General features: G+C 73.0%; 25 protein-coding genes. 24 read left to right on the top strand and 1 reads right to left on the bottom strand.

The genetic code is table 11. The features are described 5' to 3' along the window. The first annotated feature begins 124 nt into the window (after positions 1 to 124). The 23 genes from ACFXGA_RS15080 to ACFXGA_RS14970 all read left to right on the top strand — a co-directional run bounded on the left by ACFXGA_RS15080 (position 125) and on the right by ACFXGA_RS14970 (position 21,453). Positions 125 to 1,468 (top strand): ammonium transporter, encoded by a 1,344-nt coding sequence (locus ACFXGA_RS15080; RefSeq protein WP_378088091.1) that lies wholly within the window; start codon positions 125 to 127, stop codon positions 1,466 to 1,468. Further along, on the top strand, positions 1,465 to 1,803 hold the full coding sequence (locus ACFXGA_RS15075; protein WP_378088089.1) for a P-II family nitrogen regulator: 339 nt from the start codon (positions 1,465 to 1,467) through the stop codon (positions 1,801 to 1,803). Before ACFXGA_RS15080 ends, ACFXGA_RS15075 begins: the two co-directional genes overlap by 4 nt. Positions 1,804 to 1,833: 30 nt before the next feature. Continuing rightward, entirely contained in the window at positions 1,834 to 4,218 is a 2,385-nt protein-coding gene (locus tag ACFXGA_RS15070) for a [protein-PII] uridylyltransferase (RefSeq protein WP_378088087.1), read from the top strand. Between the two features lie 218 nt (positions 4,219 to 4,436). Then, positions 4,437 to 4,979 carry an AAA family ATPase gene (locus tag ACFXGA_RS15065; protein WP_378088085.1) on the top strand — a complete coding sequence of 181 codons (543 nt, stop codon included), beginning with the start codon at positions 4,437 to 4,439 and terminating at the stop codon, positions 4,977 to 4,979. Between the two features lie 67 nt (positions 4,980 to 5,046). Next, positions 5,047 to 6,591, top strand: a complete 1,545-nt coding sequence (ffh, locus tag ACFXGA_RS15060) for a signal recognition particle protein (protein ID WP_378088083.1) — start codon at positions 5,047 to 5,049, stop codon at positions 6,589 to 6,591. Next, positions 6,588 to 7,664 carry an amidohydrolase family protein gene (locus tag ACFXGA_RS15055; RefSeq protein WP_378088081.1) on the top strand — a complete coding sequence of 359 codons (1,077 nt, stop codon included), beginning with the start codon at positions 6,588 to 6,590 and terminating at the stop codon, positions 7,662 to 7,664. Before ffh ends, ACFXGA_RS15055 begins: the two co-directional genes overlap by 4 nt. 226 nt (positions 7,665 to 7,890) lie before the next feature. Continuing rightward, the gene (locus ACFXGA_RS15050; RefSeq protein ID WP_378088079.1) at positions 7,891 to 8,601 is read left to right on the top strand and encodes a CPBP family intramembrane glutamic endopeptidase; all 711 of its coding nucleotides are present in this window, start codon (positions 7,891 to 7,893) and stop codon (positions 8,599 to 8,601) included. Between the two features lie 9 nt (positions 8,602 to 8,610). Continuing rightward, complete coding sequence (locus ACFXGA_RS15045) at positions 8,611 to 9,387, top strand: CPBP family intramembrane glutamic endopeptidase (protein WP_378088077.1); 777 nt, start codon at positions 8,611 to 8,613, stop codon at positions 9,385 to 9,387. Continuing rightward, positions 9,384 to 10,151: a LamB/YcsF family protein gene (locus ACFXGA_RS15040; protein WP_378088075.1), complete on the top strand. Its 768-nt coding sequence runs from the start codon at positions 9,384 to 9,386 to the stop codon at positions 10,149 to 10,151. Before ACFXGA_RS15045 ends, ACFXGA_RS15040 begins: the two co-directional genes overlap by 4 nt. A gap of 153 nt (positions 10,152 to 10,304) precedes the next feature. Further along, positions 10,305 to 10,745, top strand: coding sequence for a 30S ribosomal protein S16 (rpsP, locus tag ACFXGA_RS15035; RefSeq protein ID WP_378088073.1), 441 nt, complete (start codon positions 10,305 to 10,307; stop codon positions 10,743 to 10,745). Next, positions 10,742 to 10,981, top strand: a complete 240-nt coding sequence (locus tag ACFXGA_RS15030) for an RNA-binding protein (RefSeq protein WP_015104447.1) — start codon at positions 10,742 to 10,744, stop codon at positions 10,979 to 10,981. Before rpsP ends, ACFXGA_RS15030 begins: the two co-directional genes overlap by 4 nt. A gap of 8 nt (positions 10,982 to 10,989) precedes the next feature. After that, complete coding sequence (gene rimM, locus ACFXGA_RS15025; RefSeq protein WP_378088071.1) at positions 10,990 to 11,508, top strand: ribosome maturation factor RimM; 519 nt, start codon at positions 10,990 to 10,992, stop codon at positions 11,506 to 11,508. Beyond that, positions 11,498 to 12,232, top strand: coding sequence for a tRNA (guanosine(37)-N1)-methyltransferase TrmD (trmD, locus tag ACFXGA_RS15020; RefSeq protein ID WP_378088069.1), 735 nt, complete (start codon positions 11,498 to 11,500; stop codon positions 12,230 to 12,232). The genes rimM and trmD overlap by 11 nt, the downstream gene beginning before the upstream one ends. Before the next feature lie 164 nt (positions 12,233 to 12,396). After that, on the top strand, positions 12,397 to 12,756 hold the full coding sequence (gene rplS, locus ACFXGA_RS15015; protein WP_073896548.1) for a 50S ribosomal protein L19: 360 nt from the start codon (positions 12,397 to 12,399) through the stop codon (positions 12,754 to 12,756). 35 nt (positions 12,757 to 12,791) lie between these two features. Continuing rightward, on the top strand, positions 12,792 to 13,694 hold the full coding sequence (gene lepB, locus ACFXGA_RS15010; RefSeq protein ID WP_378088066.1) for a signal peptidase I: 903 nt from the start codon (positions 12,792 to 12,794) through the stop codon (positions 13,692 to 13,694). A 16-nt stretch (positions 13,695 to 13,710) separates the two neighbouring features. Continuing rightward, on the top strand, positions 13,711 to 14,613 hold the full coding sequence (lepB, locus tag ACFXGA_RS15005; protein WP_378088064.1) for a signal peptidase I: 903 nt from the start codon (positions 13,711 to 13,713) through the stop codon (positions 14,611 to 14,613). Positions 14,614 to 14,622: 9 nt separating this feature from the next. Then, a complete protein-coding gene (locus ACFXGA_RS15000; protein WP_378088062.1) occupies positions 14,623 to 15,417 on the top strand; it encodes a ribonuclease HII in 795 nt (264 codons plus the stop codon). Continuing rightward, entirely contained in the window at positions 15,417 to 15,740 is a 324-nt protein-coding gene (locus tag ACFXGA_RS14995; protein ID WP_033431454.1) for a DUF2469 domain-containing protein, read from the top strand. The genes ACFXGA_RS15000 and ACFXGA_RS14995 overlap by 1 nt, the downstream gene beginning before the upstream one ends. 195 nt (positions 15,741 to 15,935) lie before the next feature. Then, positions 15,936 to 16,289, top strand: a complete 354-nt coding sequence (locus tag ACFXGA_RS14990; RefSeq protein WP_378088060.1) for a YraN family protein — start codon at positions 15,936 to 15,938, stop codon at positions 16,287 to 16,289. Continuing rightward, positions 16,289 to 17,800 (top strand): YifB family Mg chelatase-like AAA ATPase, encoded by a 1,512-nt coding sequence (locus tag ACFXGA_RS14985; protein WP_378088058.1) that lies wholly within the window; start codon positions 16,289 to 16,291, stop codon positions 17,798 to 17,800. The genes ACFXGA_RS14990 and ACFXGA_RS14985 overlap by 1 nt, the downstream gene beginning before the upstream one ends. A 532-nt stretch (positions 17,801 to 18,332) precedes the next feature. After that, positions 18,333 to 19,481, top strand: a complete 1,149-nt coding sequence (gene dprA, locus ACFXGA_RS14980) for a DNA-processing protein DprA (protein WP_378088056.1) — start codon at positions 18,333 to 18,335, stop codon at positions 19,479 to 19,481. Between the two features lie 33 nt (positions 19,482 to 19,514). Beyond that, complete coding sequence (locus ACFXGA_RS14975; RefSeq protein WP_378088054.1) at positions 19,515 to 20,492, top strand: tyrosine recombinase XerC; 978 nt, start codon at positions 19,515 to 19,517, stop codon at positions 20,490 to 20,492. Next, positions 20,467 to 21,453 (top strand): FliA/WhiG family RNA polymerase sigma factor, encoded by a 987-nt coding sequence (locus ACFXGA_RS14970; RefSeq protein WP_378088052.1) that lies wholly within the window; start codon positions 20,467 to 20,469, stop codon positions 21,451 to 21,453. Before ACFXGA_RS14975 ends, ACFXGA_RS14970 begins: the two co-directional genes overlap by 26 nt. 676 nt (positions 21,454 to 22,129) lie before the next feature. On the opposite strand, the gene ACFXGA_RS14965 is transcribed toward ACFXGA_RS14970, so the two are convergent. Continuing rightward, the gene (locus ACFXGA_RS14965) at positions 22,130 to 22,528 is read right to left on the bottom strand and encodes a M23 family metallopeptidase (RefSeq protein ID WP_378088050.1); all 399 of its coding nucleotides are present in this window, start codon (positions 22,526 to 22,528) and stop codon (positions 22,130 to 22,132) included. Positions 22,529 to 23,012: 484 nt separating this feature from the next. Here ACFXGA_RS14965 and rpsB point away from each other — a divergent pair, with 484 nt between their 5' ends. Beyond that, the gene (gene rpsB, locus ACFXGA_RS14960) at positions 23,013 to 23,858 is read left to right on the top strand and encodes a 30S ribosomal protein S2 (protein WP_378088048.1); all 846 of its coding nucleotides are present in this window, start codon (positions 23,013 to 23,015) and stop codon (positions 23,856 to 23,858) included. Positions 23,859 to 23,986: the final 128 nt, after the last annotated feature.

Below are 23,986 nucleotides of genomic sequence, written 5' to 3'. Positions count from 1 at the left end.
AAGCCCGCGAAACGCGTCCGTAACACCAGGGTCGGGACAGTTCACCTGCGCGAAACCTGAGGCGCGGCCGCGTGAAACAGGACATACCGATGCTCCCTGCAACCGACGTGCAGTGGAGGTCGACGTGGATACAGGGGACACCGCCTGGGTGCTCACCAGTGCCGCACTGGTGCTGTTGATGACGCCGGGACTTGCCTTCTTCTACGGGGGCATGGTCCGGTCCAAGAGTGTGCTCAACATGATGATGATGAGCCTGGGCGCAATCGCCGTGGTCGGTGTGCTCTGGGTGTTGGTCGGCTATTCCACGGCGTTCGGCACCGACGTCGGCGCCGGTCTGCTCGGCAAGCCGTTCGAGTTCTTCGGCCTGGACGGCCTGCTCGACAAGGAGTCGGCGTTCGGGACCATCCCGACCACCGTCTTCGTCGCCTTCCAGGCGATGTTCGCCATCATCACGGTGGCGCTGATCTCCGGCGCGATCGCCGACCGCGCCCGCTTCGGGCCGTGGCTGCTGTTCGCCGGCCTGTGGGCGCTGCTGGTGTACTTCCCGGTCGCGCACTGGGTGTTCGACTTCGACGGCAAGGACGCCGACGGCAACGTCGTCGACCCGGGCGGCTGGATCGCCAACAAGCTCCTCGCCATCGACTTCGCGGGCGGCACGGCGGTGCACATCAACGCCGGCGCGGCGGGCCTCGCCCTGGCGCTGATCCTCGGCAAGCGCGTCGGTTGGCCGAAGGAGCGGATGAAGCCGCACAGCCTGCCGCTGGTCGTGCTGGGCGCCGGCCTGCTGTGGTTCGGCTGGTTCGGCTTCAACGCGGGCTCCGCCGTCGCCGCCAACGGCACCGCGGGCGTCGCCTTCGTCAACACCCTCGTCGCCACCTCCGCCGCGATGCTCGGCTGGCTGCTCGTGGAACGCGTCCGCGACGGCAACGCCACCACCCTCGGCGCCGCGTCCGGCATCGTCGCGGGCCTGGTCGCGATCACCCCGGCCTGCTCCTCGGTCACCCCGGTCGGCGCCATCGCGATCGGCGCGATCACCGGCGCCCTGTGCGCCCTGGCGGTCAGCCTGAAGTACCGCTTCGGCTTCGACGACTCGCTCGACGTGGTCGGCGTGCACCTGGTCGGCGGCCTCTCCGGCACGATCCTGATCGGCTTCTTCGCCAGCTCCTCCGCCCCGGCGGGCGTCGACGGCCTCTTCTACGGTGGCGGCGTGGACCAGCTCTGGCGGCAGGTCGTCGGCGCGCTCGCCGTGCTCGTCTACTCGTTCGTGCTCAGCCTCGTGCTCGGCTACCTGGTCAAGCTCACCATCGGCTTCCGCGCCGACGAGGAGGCCGAGGTCACCGGCATCGACGAGGCCGAGCACGCCGAGACGGCCTACGAGTTCGGCAGCGGCATCGGCACCCGCGGCGGCAGCAAGCCCAGTGTCGCCGCCGGCGCCACTGCTGTCCTTGAGGGGAGCAACAAGTCATGAAGTTGGTCACCGCGATCATCAAGCCCTTCACGCTGGACGACGTGAAGGCGTCGCTGGAGCAGCTCGGCGTGCTGGGCATGACCGTCAGCGAGGTCCAGGGGTACGGCAGGCAGAAGGGCCACACCGAGGTCTACCGCGGCGCCGAGTACGCCGTGGACTTCGTGCCCAAGCTGCGCATCGAGGTCCTGGTGGACGACGCCGCCGTGGAGAAGGTCCTCGACGCCGTCGTGGAGGCCGCGCGCACCGGGAAGATCGGCGACGGGAAGGTCTGGGTGACCCCGGTCGACACGGTCATCCGGGTCCGCACCGGGGAGCGCGGCTCGGATGCCCTGTAGGGGTCCGGCGTAGGAACGGGAGACGGCCGGATGGACAACGCCGAGACGGCCGTCGTCACGGCTGACGACCTGGTGCGAGCACGCGATCGGCTGCTCGCGCCAGGTCGGCGCCGTCTGACGGGGGAGTCGCTGCGCGAGGCGCTGGTGGACCTGCACGAGTTCTGGCTCACCGCGCACGCCTCGCAGGCGGGCGTCGGCGGGCCGGGCGGTGGGGTCGCCCTGGTCGCCGTGGGGGGTCTGGGCAGGCGGGAGCTGGTGCCCTATTCCGACCTCGACCTGCTCCTGGTGCACAACGGGCACAAGGGCGTGGACGGGATCGCCGAGAGGCTCTGGTACCCGCTGTGGAACTCCGGCATCGGCCTGGACCACTCGGTGCGCACGGTGGGCGAGGCGCTGCGCGTCGCCGCCGGCGACCTGCGCACCGCGTTGGGGCTGCTGGACATCCGCCACATCGCGGGCGACCAGGAGATCAGCCAACGCCTGACCGACAGCGCGCGGCAGGCGTGGCGCACGGGGGTGCGCACCCGGCTGGACGAGATGGCCGAGTCGGCGTCGCGGCGCTGGGCGCGCAGCGGCGAGATCGCGCACCGCGTGGAACCGGACCTCAAGCACGGCCGCGGCGGGCTGCGGGACGTGACGCTGCTGGACGCGTTGAGCGCGGCGCAGCTCACCGACCGGCCGTCCGCCGAGGTCGACGAGGCCCGCAGGCTGCTGCTGGACGTGCGCACCGAGCTGCGCCGGGTGGCGCGCAAGCCGCGGGACGTGCTGCGCGCGCAGGACGGCGACGAGGTCGCCGCCGCGCTGGGCCTGCCGGACCGGTTCACGCTGGCCCGCTCGATCTCGTCGGCCGCGCGCACGATCGTGTACGCGGTGGACGTGGGCATGCGCACCGCGCGTGCCGCCGTGCCCAAGCGCGGGCTGGGCGTGTTCGCCCGCTCCCCGCTGCGGCGCACCCCCGCGCGGCGCCCGCTGGACGAGGGCGTCGTGCTGCACGGCTCCGAGGTGGCGCTGGCGCGGGACGCGCTGCCCAGCCGTGACCCGGCTTTGCTGCTGCGGGTCGCCACGGCCGCCGCGCGCAGCAAGCACCCGATCGCCGCCGGCACGTTGGCCAAGCTCGCCGACTCGGCGCCCGAGCTGCGGCAGCCGTGGCCCAAGGAGGCGCGCGAGGAGCTGATCGCGCTGCTGGGCACCGGCACGGGCCTGATCGACGTGGTCGAGGCTTTGGACCGCACCGGCCTGTGGGGCAGGTTGTTCCCCGAGTGGGGCGCGGTGCGGGACCTGCCGCCCCGCGACGCCGCCCACACCTGGACCGTGGACCGCCACCTGGTGCAGGCCACCGCGCACGCGGCCCGCCTGGTCACCCGGGTGTCCCGGCCGGACCTGCTGCTGCTGGGCGCGCTGGTGCACGACATCGGCAAGGGCAGGCAGGCCGACCACTCCGAGGTGGGCGCGGCGCTCACCACGCAGATCGCCGAACGGCTCGGCCTGTGGCCGCAGGACGTGGTCACGCTCACCGCGCTGGTGCGCCACCACCTGCTGCTGCCGCACACGGCCACCCGCCGCGACGTCGAGGACGAGGCCACCGTGCGCCGGGTGGTGGACACCCTCGGCGGCGACCCGGTGCTGCTGGAACTGCTCTACGCGCTGGCCGAGGCCGACGCCGTGGCCACCGGGCCCGGCGTGTGGTCGGACTGGAAGGCGTCGCTGATCAGGGACCTGGTCGCGCGCTGCCGCACGGCCATGGCGGGCGACCCGCTGCCCGCCCCGGAGCCGCTGGACCAGCGCAGGCAGGACCTGGCGCGGGCGGCGCTGACCACCGGCCGGCCGGACGTGCTGGTGGACCGGATCGACCACGCCGCCACCGTGACGGTGGTCGCGCCGGACCGGCCGGGGCTGCTGTCGCGGGCCGCCGGCGTGCTGGCGCTCAACTCGCTGGAGGTGCACGCCGCGACCCTGCGCTCGCACCACGACCCCGTGCTCGGCGCGGCCGCGGTGGACGTGTTCACGGTGTCGCCGCGGTTCGGCTCGCTGCCGGACGTCACCCTGCTGCGCGAACAGCTCACCAGGGCCCTGGACGGGTCGCTGGCGCTGGCCGACAAGCTCGCCGCCAAGGAACGCGACTACGGCGGCCCGCCGCAGGACCCGCCGCCGCCGAAGGTGCTGTGGTTCGACGACGAGTCCACCGGCGCGGTGGTGCTGGAGCTGCGCGCGGCGGACCGGATCGGCCTGCTGCACCACGTGGCCGACGCGTTGGAGCGGTGCGGCGCGGACATCGTGTGGGCGCGGGTGTCCACGTTGGGCTCCACGGTGGTGGACTCGTTCGCCATCACCGTGCCGGGCGGCCAGGGCGCCGCCGGCCTCACCACCGACCTCCGGCGACGCATCGAGCGGGCCGTCCTGCTGGCCGCCCGCTGAAGTTGCGTAGGTCTACGCACAACCGACCGAGGGGGCTCACGCTGCCGGCGGACCCCCGTGCCGGGAGAGGCTTCCCCCGTGGCACGGGGGACCGCCGGACCGGGGGGCTCGGCGGGCATCGCCACCACGTGACCGGGGGCGGCCCGTCGAGGGGTGGGGCCGCTCCCGATCACGGCGGAACGCGTGGACGCCCGAAACGTCTCTTTAGTATGGATGCGATGACCGCTGTCGCCGTGAGGCCGCGCTCGCTGGTCGTGCTGGCCGGACTGCCGGGAGCGGGGAAGTCGACGCTGCTCGCCTCCGCCGACACGGGTGGCGCGCCCACCGTCGTGCTGGACTCGGACCAGGTGCGGACCAGGCTGCGGGCGGTGTTCCCGGAGTCCGTCCCGTACCGCCTCTACCGACCGCTGGTCCACCTGGTGCACCGCGCCCGGATCCTGTGGTTCGCGATCACCGCCGACGGCCTGCTGCTGGTGCACGAGCCGTCCACGCGCCCGACCACGCGGGCGGGCCTGGTCGCCGTCGGCGCGCTCACGAACCGGCCGCGGCACTTCGTGTGGCTGGACGCGACGCCCGAGGAGGCGTTGTCCGGCCAGGTGCGGCGGGGCAGGCTGATCCGCTCGCGGTCGTTCTCCCGGCACGTGCGGCGGGCGGCCCGGTTGCGCACCCGCTTCGCGGCCGGCACGCCGCCGCGCGGCTGGCAGGGCCTGACCGTGCTGACCCGGCGTGACCACCTGCGGCTGTCCGTGACGCCGGCGTGAACGGCTACCCTAAGGACGAGCTACTCAACGAGGCACTCACCGACGACGTGCGAGGTCTGGCGGCACCGTGTTCAACACCCTTTCCGACCGGCTCACCTCGGTCCTGCAGAACCTGCGGGGCAAGGGGCGGCTGTCCGAGGCCGACATCGACGCGACCGCGCGCGAGATCCGGGTCGCGCTGCTGGAGGCCGACGTCGCGCTGCCCGTGGTGCGCACGTTCATCGCGAAGGTCAAGGAGCGCGCCAAGGGCGCCGAGGTCAGCCAGGCCCTGAACCCGGCGCAGCAGGTCGTCAAGATCGTCAACGAGGAGCTGATCGGCATCCTCGGCGGGGAGACCCGCAGGCTGAACCTGGCGAAGAACCCGCCGACCGTGATCATGCTCGCCGGCCTCCAGGGCGCGGGCAAGACGACCCTGGCGGGCAAGCTGGCCAAGTGGCTGCGGGGCCAGGGCCACACCCCGATCCTGGTCGCCTGCGACCTCCAGCGCCCCAACGCGGTGACCCAGCTCCAGGTGGTCGGCGAGCGCGCGGGCGTGCCCGTGTTCGCGCCCGAGCCCGGCAACGGCGTCGGCGACCCGGTCGACGTGGCCCGCAAGGGCATCGAGGAGGCCAAGCGGGCCCAGCACGACATCGTGGTGGTCGACACCGCGGGCCGCCTCGGCGTGGACGAGGAGATGATGCGCCAGGCCGTCGACATCCGCGCCGCCGTGCAGCCCGACGAGGTGCTGTTCGTGGTCGACGCGATGATCGGCCAGGACGCGGTCAACACCGCCACGGCGTTCCGCGACGGCGTCGGCTTCACCGGCGTGGTGCTCACCAAGCTCGACGGCGACGCCCGCGGTGGCGCGGCGCTCAGCGTCCGCGAGGTCACCGGCCAGCCCATCCTGTTCGCCTCGAACGGCGAGAAGCTGGAGGACTTCGACGTCTTCCACCCGGACCGGATGGCGAGCCGGATCCTGGGCATGGGCGACATGCTCACCCTGATCGAGCAGGCCGAGCAGGCGTTCGACGCCGAGCAGGCCGAGGCCGCCGCGGTCAAGATGGGCTCCGGCCAGCTCACGCTGGAGGACTTCCTGGAGCAGATGCTGGCCCTGCGCAAGATGGGGCCGATCGCGAACCTGCTCGGCATGCTCCCCGGCGCGGGCCAGATGAAGGACCAGCTCGCCAACCTGGACGAGAAGCACCTGGACCGGGTGCAGGCGATCATCCGCGGCATGACCCCGGCCGAGCGTGACGACCCCAAGATCATCAACGCGTCCCGCCGGCTGCGCATCGCCAACGGCTCCGGCGTGCGGGTCAGCGACGTGAACGACCTGGTCAACCGGTTCTTCGAAGCCCGCAAGATGATGAGCCAGATGGCGGGCCGGTTCGGCCTGCCGGGCGGCGGCGGCAAGAACAACCGCAAGGGCAAGGGGAAGAAGGGCAAGAAGGGCAAGGGCCGCGGCCCCACGCCGCCGAAGGTGCGCGGCGGGTTCCCCGGCATGCCCGGCATGCTGCCGCCGGGGATGCCCGGCATGCCGCCGCAGGGCGGCCAGGGCCTCCCGCCGGGCCTGGGCGGCCTCGACCAGCTCCCGCCCGGCTTCGACCCGTCGAAGCTGAAGTTCGACAAGTGACCGGCCTGCACCTGCGGGGCGTGGTCCTCCCCGAGGGCGGCGCACCGCGGGACCTCTGGGTGGTCAACGGCCGCATCCGCACCCGGCCGGTGCCGGGCGCGACCACCGTGAGCACCGGCGGCTACCTGGTGCCGGGCCTGGTCGACGCGCACTGCCACGTCGGCCTCGGCGCCAAGGGCGCGGTCGACCTGCCCGAGGCCGTCGACCAGGCGCTGGCCGGCCGGCGGGTGGGCACGCTGCTCATCCGCGACTGCGGCTCGCCGCTGGACACCCGTCCGCTGCAGGAGCGCCTGGACCTGCCGCGCATCATCCGCGCGGGCAGGCACCTGGCCCGGCCCAAGCGGTACATCAAGTACCTGGGCGTCGAGATCGAGGACCCGGCCGACCTGCCCGCCGCCGTGGCCGAGCAGGTCGCGGCGGGCGACGGCTGGGTGAAGCTGGTCGGCGACTGGATCGACCGGACGACCGGCGACCTCGCGCCGCTGTGGACGACCGACGTGCTGACCGAGGCGATCAAGGTCGCGCACGAGAACAAGGCCAGGGTCACCGCGCACGTCTTCGGCGAGGACGCCCTGCCCGGCCTGCTCGACGCGGGCATCGACTGCATCGAGCACGGCACCGGCCTGACCGACGACACGATCGACCGGATGGCGCGCGCCGGGACGGCGCTCGTGCCGACGCTGATCAACATCGAGAACTTTCCGGCCATCGCGGCCGGCGCGGACCGGTACCCGACCTACCAGGGCCACATGCGGGACCTGTACGCGCGCAACACCGGGACCATCGCCAAGGCGGTCGAGGCGGGCGTGCCGGTGTTCGCGGGCACGGACGCGGGCGGCGGCATCGAGCACGGCCGGATCGTGGACGAGGTCAAGGCGCTGCACGGGGTCGGCATGACCACCGAGCAGGCCCTCGGCGCGGCCTCCTGGGCCGCCCGCGAGTGGCTGGGCTTCCCGTCCCTGACCGAGGGCGCGGCGGCCGACGTCGTGGTCTACGACCGCGACCCCCGCGAGGACCTCGACGCCCTGCGCCACCCGTCGCTGGTGATGCTGCGCGGCCGGATCCACGTCTGACCGGTCGGCGGGGACGCCGCCGTTCGGCGGTGCGGGGTTTCCGGCCCGCCGCCGGCCGGGCGCGGCGCGCGTTCGGCCGCACGCCTGCCGCGACGGTGGGAAAACCGGTGATGGGGCGGTGTCGCGGGAATTCTTCCGCCACCCGGTCACGGTGCTGCCGCCGTCAGGGTGATCTTGACCGACCTCGGGCAGCACCGCGCCCCGGCGGCCGACTACGTTCGGACGAGTGGCGGAACAGCAGGACCGGGACACGGGGCGGGCGCACTGGGGTTTCCTGGCGTTCTTCACCGGCCTGGGCGGCTACCACCTCGTCACGCTCGTCTTCACCGCCGCGACCGCCGATCGCTTCGCCGAGGTCGACGTCACCGCGCCGCCCGTCCTCGGCCCGCTCCTGCTGCTGGTCTTCCTGCCCAACGTGCTGCTCGGGCTCGGCCCGGTCGTCGTCTCGTGGGCGCGCGGCGGCGGCCCCAACCGGGACTTCGGCCTGGTGCCCACGGCGCGGGACGTCAAGGTCGGCCTGGCGGCCGGCGGGGCGGCGCTGCTCGCGGCGTGGCTCCTCGGCGCGCTGCTGCTGCGCCTCAACCCGGACCGGTCCAGCTCCCTGGACCGGATCGGGGCGCTCTCCGGCGGCCGCACGATCTGGCTGGCCGCGGCGGCGCTGTTCGTGTTCCTCGGCGCACCGCTGACCGAGGAACTCCTCACGAGGGGAGCCCTGTGGCAGGCGCTGGCCCACTACCGGGTGCCGCGGATCGCGATCCTCGCCCTCACCGCCCTCGTCTTCGCGTTCCTGCACGAGGAGAGCTGGCGCGTGCTCAGCCTGTTCGCCCAGGGGCTCGCCATCGGCTCGGCCCGCATGGTGACCGGCCGGGTGGCGTCCAGCGTGGTCGCCCACGCGACGAACAACCTGCTGCCCGCCGTGTACCTCTACGCCGGTTGATTAGGGTTGATGGTTGTGACACGACCGGATGAACCGCCGCCCGGCCTGATCGCGAGCGTCCGCGCGGTCGGGCGCGAGCCGGAAGCGGTGCACGCCGGCCAGCGGTGGGGCTTCGGCGCGTTCCTGCTGGTCGAAGCGGTTTTCATTCTCAGCGCGGTGTTCATCACCGCGGTGGCCCGCACGACCGGCACCGGCTCCTCGCCCGCCTACATCCTCATCGGCTCGATGGTCCCGACCGTGCTCGCCGCCCTGGTCGCGGTGACCATCACCTACCTGCGCGGCAACGGCCCGTTCCGCGACCTCCGGCTGGCCTGGGACTGGGCCGACGTGAAGGTCGGCCTCAAGCTGGGCGCGCTCGGGCTGGTGCTCACCTACGTGGCCGCGGTCGTCTGGTCGAAGGTGGTCGGCGACCAGAACGCCACCTCCGCGATCGGCGAGCTGGTGGACGGCGCGGCGCTGCCCCTGGCCGCCGCCGTCGCGATGTTCCTCTACGTGTGCTTCCTCGGCCCGGTGTGCGAGGAGATCATCTACCGCGGGCTGCTGTGGGGCGCGATCGAGCGGCAGCGCTGGAGCCGCTGGGCGGCGTTCGTGCTGACCACGCTCATCTTCGCGGCCAGCCACCTGGAACCGCTGCGGACCTCGCTGCTGATCGTCATCGCGGTGCCCATCGGCATCGCCCGGCTCATCACCCGCAGGCTCACCGCGAGCGTGGTGGCGCACGTGATCAACAACTTCCTGCCCGGCCTGACCCTCCTCCTCGTCTCGATCGGGGTGATGCCCGCGTGACCGCACGCGCGATCGACCTCAACAGCGATCTCGGCGAGGGCTTCGGCATCTGGCGCCTCGGCGACGACGAAGCCCTGCTCGGGATCGTGACCAGCGCGAACGTGGCCTGCGGCTTCCACGCGGGCGACCCGTCGACCATGCGCCGGGTGTGCGGGCAGGCGGCGGCCGCGGGCGTGGCGGTGGGCGCGCAGGTCTCCTACCGCGACCTGGCGGGCTTCGGCCGCCGCTTCATCGACGCCGACCCGGTCGAGCTGGCCGACGAGGTGCTGTACCAGATCGGGGCGCTCGACGCGTGCGCCCGCGCGGCCGGGACCAGGGTCGAGTACGTCAAGCCGCACGGGGCCCTCTACAACGCGACCGTGCACCACGACCGCCAGGCCGAGGCCGTGGTGGCCGGCGTCCGCGCGTTCGGCGACCTGCCCGTGCTCGGGCTGCCCGGCTCGCGCCTGCTCCACCACGCCGGGCGCGCGGGCCTGCGCGCGGTCCGGGAGGCGTTCGCCGACCGCGCGTACACCCCGCAGGCCACGCTCGTGCCGCGATCCGAGCCCGGCGCCGTCCTGAGCGGCACGGACGCCGTCGTCGCGCAGGTGCTCCGCCTCGCCGAACGCGGCGAGCTGGTCGCCACCGACGGCACCGTGCTGCGGGCGGAGGTCGACTCGGTCTGCCTGCACGGCGACACGCCGGGCGCGGTCGAGCACGCGAAGCGGGTCCGCGCCGCGCTGGCGGGGGCGGGCGTCCCCGTGGCCCGATTCGTGCCGCGGTAGACCGGTCTGGCAGAATGGTTGGTTGTTCGCCGAGGTCGGTCCCTCTCACCGTGCCATGGCGCCCCAGACACCTGGGCTTTCACCACCCGTGCCCCACTCGGGTGAGGACTGCCCGCACCTGAGCACACGAGAGCACGAGGAGCACCCACACCCGTGGCCGTCAAGATCAAGCTTCAGCGGCTTGGCAAGATCCGTCAGCCGTACTACCGGATCGTCGTCGCCGACGCCCGCACCCGCCGCAACGGCAAGGCCATCGAGACGATCGGCAAGTACCACCCGAAGGAAGAGCCGTCGTTCATCGCGGTGGACAGCGACCGCGCGCAGTACTGGCTGGGCGTCGGCGCGCAGCCGACCGAGTCGGTCCAGCGCCTGCTGGAGATCACCGGTGACTGGCAGAAGTTCAAGGGCCTGCCGGGCGCCGAGGGCACGCTGAAGGTCAAGGAGCCGAAGCCGAGCAAGGCGGACCTGTTCGCCGCCGCGCTGGCCGCCGCGGGCGACGCCCCGACGACCGAGGCGACGACCCCGAAGAAGAAGTCGGCCAAGAAGGCCGCGGACGCCGAGCCCGCCGCCGAGGCTGCCAAGGACGAGGCGTGAGCTTGTTGGCTGACGCTCTCGAACACCTCGTTCGAGGCATCGTCGACCACCCGGACGACGTCCGGGTGAACCTGGTCACGACCCGGCGCGGTCGCACGCTCGAGGTGCACGTCCACCCGGACGACCTCGGCAAGGTGATCGGCCGCAGCGGCCGCACCGCGACCGCCCTGCGCACCGTGATGGCCGGCATCGGTGGTCGTGGCGTGCGCGTCGACGTGGTCGACACCGACCGCTGACCGCGCACATGGACGTCGTCGTCGGCCGCGTGGCCAAGGCGCACGGGATCAGCGGCGAGCTGGCCGTGGACGTGCGCACGGACTCGCCGGAGACCCGGTTCGCCAAGGGCTCGGTGCTGGCCGCCAAGCTGCGCGACGGCTCGTCCCGCAACCTCACCGTCGCAGCCGCCCGGAACCACTCCGGGCGGCTGCTGGTGCGTTTCGAGGAAGTGCTGACGCGCGACGTCGCCGAGACGTTGCGCGGCACGCTGCTGCTGGGCAGCACCGAGGACCTGCCGCCGACCGGCGACCCGGACGAGTTCTACGACCACGAGCTGGAGGGGCTGACCGCCGAGCTGGCGGACGGCACCAGGGTCGGCGTCGTGCTGGAGGTCGTGCACGGTCCGGGCGGCGAGCTGCTGGTCGTGAAGCGCGAGAACGGCGACGAGGCGCTCGTGCCGTTCGTGCGCGACATCGTGCCCGTGGTGGACATCCCCGGCGGGCGCGTGGTGCTGGACCCGCCCGAGGGCCTGCTCGATGCGGATTGACGTCGTCACGATCTTCCCGGAGTACCTGGACCCGCTCCGCGCCGCCCTGCTGGGCAAGGCGATCGACAGGGGCCTGATCAGCGTCGGCGTGCACGACCTGCGGAACTGGACGTACGACGTGCACAAGGCCGTCGACGACAGCCCGTACGGCGGCGGTCCGGGCATGGTGATGAAGCCCCAGGTGTGGGGCGAGGCGCTGGACGCGGTGTGCACCCCGGCCACGCGCCTGATCGTGCCCACGCCCGCCGGCCGGCCGTTCACCCAGCGGATGGCGCACGACCTGGCCGGCGAGGAGCACCTGGTGTTCGCCTGCGGGCGGTACGAGGGCATCGACCAGCGGGTGGTGGACGACGCGTCCCGCCGGATGCGCGTGGACGAGGTCTCCATCGGCGACTACGTGCTGGTCGGGGGCGAGGTGGCGGTGCTGGTGATGGTCGAGGCCGTCGTCCGCCTGCTGCCCGGCGTGCTGGGCAACCCGAAGTCGGCCGCCGAGGACTCGTTCTCCGACGGCCTGCTGGAGGGGCCCAGCTACACCCGTCCGGAGGTGTGGCGCGACCTCGCCGTGCCCGAGGTGCTGCGCTCGGGCAACCACCGGGCGATCGACCGGTGGCGGCGCGACCAGGCCCTGCGCCGGACCCGCGAGCGCCGGCCGGACCTGCTCGACGCCCTGCCCGAGGGGGCGCTGGACAAGCACGACCGCGCGCTGCTCGACGGGCTCGACTAGGGCGATTTCGTGCCGCCGCCCCTCGTCTGGCACACTGGACAGGTTGCTGCACCCGGTTCTACTCATCCGGCGTGCGCTAGGCCCGCCCCCGCGCGTGTGTGACATGAGTTCGGCCGCGCCCTGGGGGAGTACGCAATACACGTGAGGACGAGGACGGACCACCGATGAACACCCTGGACGCTCTTGACGCCCAGTCGCTGCGCTCCGACATCCCCAGCTTCCGGCCGGGCGACACGCTGAAGGTCCACGTCCGCGTCATCGAGGGCTCCCGCGAGCGGGTCCAGGTGTTCCAGGGCGTCGTGATCCGCCGCCAGGGCGGCGGCATCCGCGAGACCTTCACCGTCCGCAAGGTCTCGTTCGGCGTCGGCGTCGAGCGCACCTTCCCGGTGCACTCCCCGAACATCGCCGAGATCGAGGTCGCCTCCCGCGGCGACGTCCGCCGCGCGAAGCTGTACTACCTGCGCGACCTGCGCGGCAAGGCCGCGAAGATCAAGGAGAAGCGCGAGGCCAAGCCGGCCTCCTGACGCCGGGCACACGCGGAAGCAGTAGCCTGCCACTCGTGGCAGACCCCGTGCACCGCTCCGCTGACGAAGACGGTCAGGAACCCGCAGCCGAGTCCACTCCGGACCCGGCTGCGGGCGGCAAGTCGAAGAAGGACAAGAAGAAGCCCCCGCTGTGGCGCGAGTTGCTCGTGCTCGGCGCGACGGCGCTCGTCCTCACGGTCCTGATCCAGACGTTCCTCGCGCGGGTGTACGTGATCCCGTCGCAGTCGATGGAGCAGACCCTCCACGGCTGCCCGGGGTGCAACAACGACCGGGTGCTGGTCGACAAGCTGGTCTACGACTTCACCGACATCGAGCCCGGTGAGGTCGTCGTGTTCCGCGGCCCCGAGACGTGGGGCAACAACGACTTCACCTCCAGCCGTTCGGATAACCCGATCGTGGCCGGAATTCAGTCGATCGCGTCATTGATCGGGCTCGCGCCCCCGGACGAGCGCGACTTCGTGAAGCGCGTCATCGCGGTCGGCGGGCAGACCGTGCAGTGCTGCGACGAGCAGCACCGGGTGCTCGTGGACGGCAAGCCGCTGGACGAGCCGTACATCTACTGGCAGCCCGGCACGTCGCCGGAGAACCACGACCCGTTCGAGCCGGTCAAGGTGCCCGAAGGCCACCTCTGGGTGATGGGTGACAACCGCACCAACTCCACCGACTCGCGCAAGCAGGGCGGCGGCGGCGTGGCGGGCACCGTGCCGGAGGAGAACGTCATCGGCAAGGCGCGGGTGATCGTGCTGCCGCCGTCGCGCTGGCAGGGCATCGGCGACCACAACCCGCAGGCCGTGGCGCTCGGCGCGCCCGCGTGGCAGAGCGCCATCCCGGCGGGCGCGGGACTGGCCGCGGCGTGGCCCCTGGTGTTCTTCGGTCGCCGGTTGCGCAGGCGGTTGACCAGGGCCTCACAGCCCTGATCGGTACGCTGGCGGGGTGGTGGACGTCGCATCGTCCCGGGGCTCCTCCGACGAGGGGGACCCGGAGCACGAGGAGAAGGTCGAGCGGTGGCGTGCCCGCGCGCGCAAATCGACCAAGCGCAAGGGCTCGTTCTGGAAAGAGCTGCCGATCCTGATCGGTGTCGCGGTGGTGCTCGCGGTGCTGATCCAGTCGTTCCTGGCGAAGGTCTACATGATCCCGTCGGAGTCGATGGAGCAGACGTTGCACGGCTGCTCCGGCGGCTGCTTCGGCGACCGGGTGCTGGTGGACAAGCTGACCTACGACTTCACCGACCCCGAACCGGGTGACGTGGTCGTCTTCCACGGCCCGGACACCTGGATCAACCAGGACTTCGTGGCCGCCGAGCCGACCAACCCGGTGACCCGCGCGGTGCAGGGCCTCGGCTCGCTGCTGGGGTTCCCGGCGCCGAACGAGGAGGACTTCGTCAAGCGGGTCATCGCGGTCGGCGGGCAGACCGTGCAGTGCTGCGACGACCGCAACCGGGTCGTGGTCGACGGCAAGCCGCTGGACGAGCCGTACGTGTACTGGGCCCCGGGCCGCAGCACGGTGCAGGAGTCGTTCGCCGAGCTGAAGATCCCGCCGGGCTACCTGTTCGTGCTGGGTGACAACCGCAACGACTCGTGCGACTCGCGGTGCCAGGGCGACGGCCGCGAGGGCGGTCTGGTGCCGGTGGACAACGTGGTGGGCAAGGCGCGGGTGATCGTGCTGCCGCCGTCGCGCTGGCAGGGCATCGGCGACCACAACCCGCAGGTCACGGCCATCGGCGCGCCCGCGTGGCAGGACGCGCTGCCGGTGGGCGTCGGTTTCGCGGCGGCGTGGCCCGTGCTGCTGCTCGGCAAGCGCGTGAGGGCCCGGCTCCGGGGTTCGCGGCTGAGATAGGGTCGAGGGGTGATCCGCAAGCCGCCTCGCGTCCAGGTACGGCAGGCCGCGGGCATCTGGGCCTTCGAAGCCGCGTTGGACCGGCGCGGGTTCGGCCCGGTGGCCGGCGTGGACGAGGCCGGTCGCGGGGCCTGCGCGGGGCCGCTGGTCGTGGCGTCGTGCGTGCTCAAGCCGGGTGACGCGGCGAAGTTCGACGGGCTCACCGACTCGAAGCTGCTCACCGCCGCCGCGCGCGACCGGATGTACGACCTGGTGCTCAAGCGCGCGCTGGACTACGCGGTGATCGTGATCCCGGCCGCCGAGGTGGACCTGATCGGCGTGCACGTGGCGAACATCGAGGGCATGCGGCGCGCGGTCGCGCGGCTCGGGGCGCACCCCGGGTACGTGCTGACCGACGGCTTCCCGGTGCCGGGCCTGACCGCGCCCAACATGCCGGTGGTCAAGGGCGACCGGGTGGCCGCGTGCGTCGCGGCGGCGTCCGTGCTGGCGAAGGTCACCCGGGACCGGATCATGGCCGGCCTGCACGAGGAGCTGCCCGTCTACGGGTTCAACGTGCACAAGGGCTACAGCACCCCCGAGCACCAGGCGGCGCTGGCAGAGCACGGCCCGAGTGGGCAACACCGCTGGTCGTATGCGAACGTGACCGCCGCGGCGCTCCGGCACGGGCTGGAACCGCCGCACCGGGTGGCGCGCGGCGTGGTCGCGGCCACCGTGGTCCAGAATGGGACAACCCCGCAGACCAGCGGTGGCAGGCTCGCGACGAGGAGGGGCGCGGATTCGATGATTACCCGCGCGGAGGCGTGATGAGTGCAGAGGATCTCGAGAAGTACGAGACCGAGATGGAGTTGTCGCTGTACAAGGAGTACCGCGACATCGTCAGCCAGTTCTCGTTCGTCGTGGAGACCGAGCGTCGGTTCTACCTGGCCAACTCGGTGGACGTGCAGGTCCGCAACGCGGACGGCGAGGTCTACTTCGAGGTGCGGATGTCCGACGCGTGGGTGTGGGACATGTACCGCCCCGCCCGTTTCGTGAAGAACGTCCGGGTGATCACCTTCAAGGACGTGAACGTGGAGGAGCTGGACAAACCTGAACTCAGGCTGCCCGAGGACGGCCCGTTCAACTCCTGACACCCGCGAAGTCTCCGGGGCCCGCCGCGAGGCGGGCCCCTTCGCGTCTTTTCGCGCCGATACCACGCGATACCGACAATTCCCTCGGAGCTGTCCACAGCCCCGGGAGTTGTCCACAGTTCGCGCACTCCCGCTCGTCAGCCCGCCCCACCCCCGGCAAGGTCGCAACCAGGACCGATTCCGGAGGTGGGAGCGATGAGCACGGCGACCGAGCTGGGCCGGCGCGGCGAGGACGCGGCGTGCCGGTACCTGGAGCACCAGGGCCTGTCGATCCTGGCGCGCAACTGGCGGTGCGAGGACGGTGAGCTGGACGTCGTCGCCACCGACGGCACGCGGTTGGTGGTGGTCGAGGTCAAGTGCCGTTCGGGCACCTCGCGGGGGACGCCGCTGGAGGCGGTGACGCCGGAGCAGGTGGAGCGGATTCGCAAGGCGGCCCTGCGCTGGTCGAGCGCCCACCGGGTCGGCCGGGTGGAGATCCGGCTCGACGTGATCGCGATCGAGTGGCCGCCGTCCGGCCGGGTCCGCCTGCACCACGTGCGGGGTGTGTGATGGCGCTCGCGCGGACGTGGTCGGTGGCGTTGTTCGGGGTGGACGGCGTGCCGGTGGAGATCGAGGCCGACGTGGGCGTCGGCACGGTGAAGACGCAGTTGCTCGGCCTGCCGGACGCCGCGCTGCACGAGTCGAAGGACCGCGTGAAGGCGGCCGTGCGCAACAGCGGGCACGACTGGCCGTCGCAACGGGTGACGCTGGGGCTGTCCCCGGCGACGCTGCCGAAGAACGGCTCCGGTTACGACCTGGCCATCGCGTGCGTGGTCCTGGCCGCCGCGAGGTCCATCCCGGGGGAGCGCCTGGCGGAGACCGTGCTGCTGGGCGAGCTGGCCTTGGACGGCCGGGTGCGCGCCGTCCGGGGCGTGCTGCCCGCGTTGCTGGCGGCCAAGCGGGCGGGGCTGGCCGAAGCGGTCGTGCCGGTGGACGTCCTGGCGGAGGCCGCGCTGGTCGAGGGCATGACGGTGCTCGGCGCGGAGACCCTGGCCGACGTCCTGGCCTGGCTCGCGGGCGAGCGGGAACTGCACCGCACCACCCCGCCCGCGATCGCCCCTCCGCCGGACGGCCCGGACCTGGCCGACGTGGTGGGGCAGCCGGAGGCGAGGTGGGCGCTGGAGGTCGCCGCGGCGGGCGGCCACCACGTCCTGCTGACCGGCCCGCCCGGGACGGGCAAGACGATGCTGGCCCAGCGCCTGACCGGCCTCCTGCCGCCGTTGTCGCCGGAGGAGGCCCTGGGCGTCACCGCGGTGCACTCCATCGCCGGCCTGCTCAGCCCGGACGCGCCGCTGGTCACCAGGCCGCCGTTCGTGTCACTGCACCACTCGACGTCCGTGGTCGCCCTGATCGGCGGCGGCACCGGCATGGCGAGGCCGGGCGCGATGAGCACGGCGCACCGGGGCGTGCTGTTCCTGGACGAGGCGAGGGAGTTCGGCGCGGCCAAGCTGGAGGCGCTGCGCACGGCGCTGGAGGAGGGCGAGGTGCGCCTGGCGAGGCGCGACGGCATCGCCCGCTACCCGGCCAGGTTCCAGCTCGTGATGGCGACCAACCCGTGCCCGTGCGCGCCGCCGAAGGACATCGACTGCGTGTGCCTCCCGGCCGCCCGCAGGCGGTACCAGAGCAAGCTGTCCGGCCCCCTCCTGGACCGGGTGGACCTGCGGGTGGTGATGCGCCCCCTGACCGTCATGAGCGCCGCGGACCTCGGACCGCCCGAACCGACGGCCGCCGTGCGGGAGCGGGTGCAGAAGGCCCGGACGAGGGCGGCGGAGCGCTGGTCGGAGCACGGCTGGCTGACCAACGCCGACGTCCCCGGCCCCGTCCTGAGGCGGGAGTTCGCCCTGCCCCGCCAAGCGACCACCGTCCTGGACCGGGCGCTGAGCACCGGCGCGCTGACGGGCCGCGGCGCGGACCGGTGCCTGCGGGTCGCCTGGACCCTGGCCGACCTGGCGGAGGTGGACCGACCGACAGCCGACCACGTGGCAGCCGCCCTGGAGTTCCGAGAGCGCAGGAAGTCATGACCACCACCAACAACCCCACCTCCCGCACCACCACCCCACCACCCTCCGCCCCTCAACCTCCCCTACCACCTTCGACCTCACCGTCCTCGACGTCACCGCCCTCCACCTATCCGCCGCCAGCCGCACCGCCCCCTGCCTCCCTGTCTTCACCCTCGCCCTCGGCCGCCTCGCCACCTCCTCCACCGGCGACCATTCCGCCACCGACGCCTCCGCCGGCTGGTCCCGCCCCGCTCGGCTCCAAGGCGGTCCGCCCACCCACCGACACGCACCCCGCTCCCGACTGCGCCCCCGCTCCCGACCGCGCTCCCGCCCCTGGTTGCGCCCCCGCCGCCGGCCGCGGCCGTGCTCCCAACTGCGGCCCCGCCCTCGACCGTGCCGCCGACCCCGCCCTCGACCGTGCCGCCGACCGCATCCCCGACCCTGCGCCCGACCGCGACCCGGACCCCGCCTCCGACCGCGACCTCCCCCTCGTGGTGGCCCGCGCACCGAGCCGGACCACGCGCCCTCGCCCGCGTGACTGGTGGAGGTCGCCGTGACCACCGACGACGTCCGGCTGGCCCGCGCCTACCTCTCCCGGGTCGCGGAGCCGCCCGCCGCCGCGCTGGTCAGGTTCGTGGCCGAGGTCGGCCCGGTGCGGGCGGCCGAGTTGGTCCGGGCCGGGGAGGTGCCCTCGGCCGTCGACAGCCAGACCTCGGCCCGGCGGGCGTTGGACCAGGCCGAGCAGGACCTGGAGGCCGCCGCCAAGGTCGGTGGGCGGCTCGTGGTCCCCGAGGACGACGAGTGGCCGCGGTGGCCCTTCAACGCCCTCACCCTCGCCGCCGCGAACGGCCTGCGGTGCGGGCTGGAACCGTTGGCGTTGTGGGTCCGGGGCGAGGCGGACCTGGCCTCGATCACCGAACGCGCGGTCGCGGTGGTGGGCAGTCGGGCCGCGTCCGGGTACGGGCAGCACGTCGCGGGCGAGTTCGGGTTCGGGTTGGCCGAGGCCGGGGTCACGGTGGTGTCCGGGGCGGCCTACGGCATCGACGGGGCCGCCCACCGCGGTGCCATCACGGCGGGTGGGCCGACGATCGCCGTCCTGGCCTGCGGCATCGACGTCGCCTACCCGGCCGGCCACCGCGCCCTGCTGGAGCGCATCCCGAGCCACGGCCTGCTGGTGAGCGAATACCCGCCGACGCACACGCCCGCGCGCCACCGCTTCCTGACCCGCAACCGGCTCATCGCGGCCCTGGCCGAGGGCACCGTGGTGGTCGAAGCCGGGCAGCGCAGCGGGGCCAAGAACACCGCGGCGTCCACGGCCGCGCTCGGGCGGGTGCTCATGGCGGTTCCGGGGCCGATCACCTCGATCAGCTCGTCGGGCTGCCACGAGCTGCTGCGGTCGGGGCAAGCGTTGCCGGTGACGAGCGTCGCCGAGGTCATCGAGTCGACCGGACGGCTCGGCGTCGACCTCGTCGAAGCGACCCGCAACACCGACCCGGACCCGCCGCAGGGCGACGCGATGCGGGTCTTCGAAGCGCTCGGGCTGACGGTCGGGCACAGCACCAAGGCCATCGCGGTGGAGTCCGGGGTGGAGCTGCCACGGGTGCGCGCTTTGTTGCCACAACTGGAACTGGCCGGTCTCGCCGAACGGTCCGAAACCGGTTGGAAGCGTTCCCAGAAGGGGAGTTGGCGTGGCGATACTTGACCAAGAGCGCTCAAGGGCGCAGCGTCAGGGGCTATGTCCCCGCCGCCGCCCGCTCGGACACGTCGTGCCGACCTCGTTCGCCTGCGCCGCGCGCTGCCCGGAGACGTCGCCGAGGCCCTGGACCGCTACGAACGCCACCTCGCGATGGAACGCGGCCTGTCCCCGCACACGGTGCGCGCGTACCTCGGCGACGCGGTCGCGCTGCTGGCGCACTTATCCGGCGACGCGCCCGAGAACGCCACCGTCGAAGCGATCGACCTGGCCGGCCTGCGGTCGTGGTTGGCCTCGCAGCACTCCGCCGGCGCGAGCCGGACGACGATGGCCCGCCGCGCCGCCTCCGCCCGCACGTTCACCGCGTGGGCCACCCGCACGGGCCTGCTCGACGCCGACCCCGGCCTTCGGCTCAGCGCACCCCGCCCGCACCGGACCCTCCCCGCCGTACTGCGGCCGGACCAGGCCGGCGCGGCCATGGCAGTTGCCGAAGTAGGTGCGGAACAGGGCGATCCGGTTGCGCTGCGTGACCGAGCCGTGGTGGAGTTGCTCTACGCAACAGGTGTCCGGGTCGCCGAGTTGTGCGGTCTCGACCTCGACGACGTGGACTACTCCCAAAGGGTGATTCGGGTTCTGGGCAAGGGTGGTCGTGAGCGCACAGTGCCGTTCGGCGTTCCGGCCGAACGGGCAGTACGGCGCTGGGTGGAACACGGTCGATCAGCCCTGGTCAACGACCGCTCCCAGCGCGCGCTGCTGCTCGGCGCGCGCGGCGGCCGGCTCGATCCGCGTACCGCCAGGAGGGTTGTCCACGATGTAGTGGGTGCCGTGCCGGGCACGGCCGACACCGGACCCCACGGCCTGCGCCACTCAGCGGCCACGCACCTGTTGGAAGGGGGAGCGGACCTGCGCACCGTCCAAGAGCTCCTTGGTCACGCTACGCTCGCAACGACTCAGCTCTACACACACGTCACCGTCGAACGGCTGAAGGCGATCCATGACCGAACCCACCCCCGCTCCTGACGTCGCAGGGGGAGGTTCGCGGACCGCAACCGTGACCTCTCCCTCCGCCGCGCACGTCGGGACCTCGTCGGCGGCGCGCTCCGCGGCTGGGACGAACGGTCACCACGTGGACGAGCCGCCGCGTGCGAACGGGCACGTCGTGCCCGGGAGGCCCGCGCACGCGGCGTCCGAGTCGCGGACCGCCGACGACGTGGAAGCCGGGATCATCGCGCTGTGGCACACCTACGGCGAATCGCGCGAGCAGGCGCTGCGGGACCGCCTCGTGCTGCACTACGCGCCGCTGGTGAAGTACGTCGCCGGCCGGGTCGGCACGGGCCTGCCCGCGCACGTCGACGTGGCGGACCTCATCCAGTCCGGCATCTTCGGCCTGGTCGACGCGATCGAGAAGTTCGAGCCCGAGCGCGGCCTCAAGTTCGAGACCTACGCGATGCAGCGCATCCGGGGCGCGATCCTCGACGACCTCCGTTCGCAGGACTGGGTGCCGCGCTCGGTCCGCAGCCGCGCGCGTGACGTGGAGCGCGCCCTCGAACGCCTCGGCGGACGCCTCCAGCGCACCCCGACCGACCGCGAGCTGGCCGCCGAGCTGAAGATCGGCCTGGGCGAGCTGCGCGAGCTGTACGCGCAGCTCCAGCTCACCAGCGTGGTGGCACTGGACGAGCTGATCGCCGCCGGCCGCAGCACGGGCGGCGCCGGCTCGTCGCTGGCGGAGTCCCTGCCCGACGAGGGCGCGGAGGACCCGATCGCCACCCTGGTCGACCAGGACAGCCGCCGCCAGCTCGCCGACGCGATCGCGCAGCTCGCCGAACGGGACCGCGTCGTGGTCACGCTGTACTACTTCGAGAACCTGACCCTGGCCGAGATCGGCAAGGTCCTGGGCGTCACGGAGTCCCGCGTGTGCCAACTGCACACCCGCGCGGTCCTGCGCCTGCGCACCAAGCTGAACGAACAACTCGAGACCTGACCTGACCGCCACCGACCACGGCTCACGGCCCACGGCCTTCCGCGAACCGCACGCACCCACACCACGAGCACCGCACCGCACACCCGCACCGCACACCCACACCGCAGGCAGCCCGCGCATCCGCACCGCACCGCGGGTACCCCGCACACCCGCGCCGCACCGCCCGCACCCGCGCCGCACCGCCCGCACCCGCGCCGCACCGCCCGCACCCGCGCCGCACCGCCCGCACCCGCGCCGCACCGCCCGCGCCTGCGCCGCCTGCGCCGCACGCGCCGCACCGCACGGCAGGCACCGGACCGGACCGCACGGGACACCCGAACCCGGTGGCTGCCCCGCCTCAACCCCGCTGCCTCAACCCGCTGCGTCAATCCCGCTGCCTCAACCTCGCTGCGCCGGGCGGTGAGCGGGGCCGTCCGCTGGTCCGGCGCGGTGGCGTTGAAGCCTGGCCCGGCGCAGTGGGGTTGAGGCCGGGATTGGTGGCGACCCCGGTGAACCGCGCGGCAGCCAGTGGGTTCAGGGCGGATGCGGCGGGGCGCGGCGTGACGGCCGGACGCGGTGGCGGGAGCGGCAATGGCCTGGCAACGGGTGCCGTGCGGTTGGTGCGGTGGTGCGTGGCACGGGGCAGTGCGGTGGGTGCGGGTGTTCGGTGGGATGCACGTGGGGGTGCGGGTGGTGGTCAGCCGCTGTCGGCCCTCGGCAGCAGGCGGACGCGGGTGGTGGTCAGCAGGTGCAGTGGGTCCAGGTAGGTGCCTGGGGCCGGTGGGGTGGTGCGCAGCGCGCCCCAGTGCAGGCACGCCGCGGTCGGGCAGCCCTCGTGGCCCTCGCGCAGGGTGCCGATCCGGTCCCCTCGACGCACGAACTGGCCCCGGCGGACGGTCGGCTCCACCGGTTCGTAGGTGGTCCGCAGGCCGCCCGCGTGCCGCAGCGACACCACCGGCCGGTGGGCCACCCGACCGGCGTGCAGCACCACCGCGTCGGCGGCGGCCAGTACCGGGGCGTCGCGGGGCGCGGCCAGGTCGACGCCGCGGTGGCCGGGGGCGTACGCCGTCGCCGGGGCCTCGAACGCGCGTGTCACCTGATGCGGTGGTGCCAGCGGCCAGGTGAAGCGTTGCGGGCGGGCCGCCCACGCCGGGCCGCCGACCGGGTGGACGGGTAGGGTCGAGGCGACTGTCAAGGCCAGGACCAGCAGTGTTCGCATGGTGGGAGTCACGGGTCCAGGATTGCGGGGCGCACCGGGGGCTACCAGTGGCTTCCGCGTACCTGTGGACAACTCGGAGCCCTGTGGACAACTCCAGGCCCGGTTCGTGGTCCCCGGCCCCGTCGGCGTACACTCGGTGCGCGGCCCGTGTGAGTGCGGGGCGACTTCGCGTGCCAATGCAGATCCGGCCATTCCGTTGTGGTCGAGTCACGGCGTCCGGCGGTCCTGAGGCGAGACGTCCTCCGGTTCGGACGGCGGCAGGGGCACCAGGGCGGCGGTCCGACCCGGTCCGCCGCGACGAACCGGAACGCGCGCCGGCCCGAGGCCGGTCGCGCCTGAACGAAGAGGTGCGAACCCGGCCATGGCCGTCGTCACCATGAAGCAGCTGCTCGACAGCGGCGTGCACTTCGGGCACCAGACCCGGCGCTGGAACCCGAAGATGAAGCGCTACATCTTCACCGAGCGCAACGGCATCTACATCATCGACCTGCAGCAGACGCTGACCTACATCGACCGGGCTTACGAGTTCGTGAAGGAAACGGTCGCGCACGGCGGGTCGATCCTGTTCATCGGCACCAAGAAGCAGGCGCAGGAGGCCATCGCCAACGAGGCCCTCCGCGTCGGCATGCCCTTCGTGAACCAGCGCTGGCTGGGCGGCATGCTCACCAACTTCTCCACGGTGCACAAGCGCCTCCAGCGGCTCAAGGAGCTGGAGTCGATGGAGCAGACCGGCGGTTTCCAGGGTTTCACCAAGAAGGAAATCCTGATGATGAACCGCGAGAAGGACAAGCTGGAGCGCACGCTCGGCGGTATCCGCGACATGTCCAAGGTGCCCAGCGCCGTGTGGATCGTGGACACCAAGAAGGAGCACATCGCGGTCGGCGAGGCACGCAAGCTCAACATCCCGATCGTGGCGATCCTCGACACGAACTGCGACCCGGACGAGGTCGACTACCCGATCCCGGGCAACGACGACGCGATCCGGTCCGCCGCGCTGCTGACCAAGGTCGTGGCCGAGGCCGCGGCCGCCGGTCTGATGGCGCGCTCCGGCGCCCGCACCCAGGCCGCCGACGGCGCCGACAAGCCCGAGCCGGGCGTCGCCACCGACGAGCCGCTGGCCGAGTGGGAGCAGGAGCTGCTGGTCGGCGCCGAGGCGACCGACAAGCCGGCCACGCCGGCCGAGGGCACCGAGACCGTCCAGTCCTGATGTCCGCCCGCGCGCCGCGCGCCCGCCCCGGCCCCGGCGGGCCCGGGCGCCCCCGGGGGGGGCCCCCCCCCGCGAGACCCCCCCAACCCGTCGGGGACCAACGCGCCGGGGGGGTGGGGATAAAATCT

Source organism: Actinosynnema sp. NPDC059335 (assembly GCF_042752395.1).
Lineage (GTDB): Bacteria > Actinomycetota > Actinomycetes > Mycobacteriales > Pseudonocardiaceae > Actinosynnema.
The sequence above is the reverse complement of the archived record's forward strand: the minus strand, read 5'-3'. Positions and strand labels throughout refer to the sequence as shown.

Excerpts from the sequence above, each read along its gene's own strand:
- ACFXGA_RS15075 (WP_378088089.1), top strand. The coding sequence starts at position 1,465 with ATGAAGTTGGTCACCGCGATCATCAAGCCCTTCACGCTGGACGACGTG.
- ACFXGA_RS15070 (WP_378088087.1), top strand. The coding sequence starts at position 1,834 with ATGGACAACGCCGAGACGGCCGTCGTCACGGCTGACGACCTGGTGCGA.
- ACFXGA_RS15065 (WP_378088085.1), top strand. The coding sequence starts at position 4,437 with ATGACCGCTGTCGCCGTGAGGCCGCGCTCGCTGGTCGTGCTGGCCGGA.
- ACFXGA_RS15045 (WP_378088077.1), top strand. The coding sequence starts at position 8,611 with ATGGTTGTGACACGACCGGATGAACCGCCGCCCGGCCTGATCGCGAGC.
- rimM (WP_378088071.1), top strand. The coding sequence starts at position 10,990 with ATGGACGTCGTCGTCGGCCGCGTGGCCAAGGCGCACGGGATCAGCGGC.
- trmD (WP_378088069.1), top strand. The coding sequence starts at position 11,498 with ATGCGGATTGACGTCGTCACGATCTTCCCGGAGTACCTGGACCCGCTC.
- rplS (WP_073896548.1), top strand. The coding sequence starts at position 12,397 with ATGAACACCCTGGACGCTCTTGACGCCCAGTCGCTGCGCTCCGACATC.
- ACFXGA_RS14995 (WP_033431454.1), top strand. The coding sequence starts at position 15,417 with ATGAGTGCAGAGGATCTCGAGAAGTACGAGACCGAGATGGAGTTGTCG.
- ACFXGA_RS14990 (WP_378088060.1), top strand. The coding sequence starts at position 15,936 with ATGAGCACGGCGACCGAGCTGGGCCGGCGCGGCGAGGACGCGGCGTGC.
- ACFXGA_RS14985 (WP_378088058.1), top strand. The coding sequence starts at position 16,289 with ATGGCGCTCGCGCGGACGTGGTCGGTGGCGTTGTTCGGGGTGGACGGC.
- ACFXGA_RS14975 (WP_378088054.1), top strand. The coding sequence starts at position 19,515 with ATGTCCCCGCCGCCGCCCGCTCGGACACGTCGTGCCGACCTCGTTCGC.
- ACFXGA_RS14970 (WP_378088052.1), top strand. The coding sequence starts at position 20,467 with ATGACCGAACCCACCCCCGCTCCTGACGTCGCAGGGGGAGGTTCGCGG.
- rpsB (WP_378088048.1), top strand. The coding sequence starts at position 23,013 with ATGGCCGTCGTCACCATGAAGCAGCTGCTCGACAGCGGCGTGCACTTC.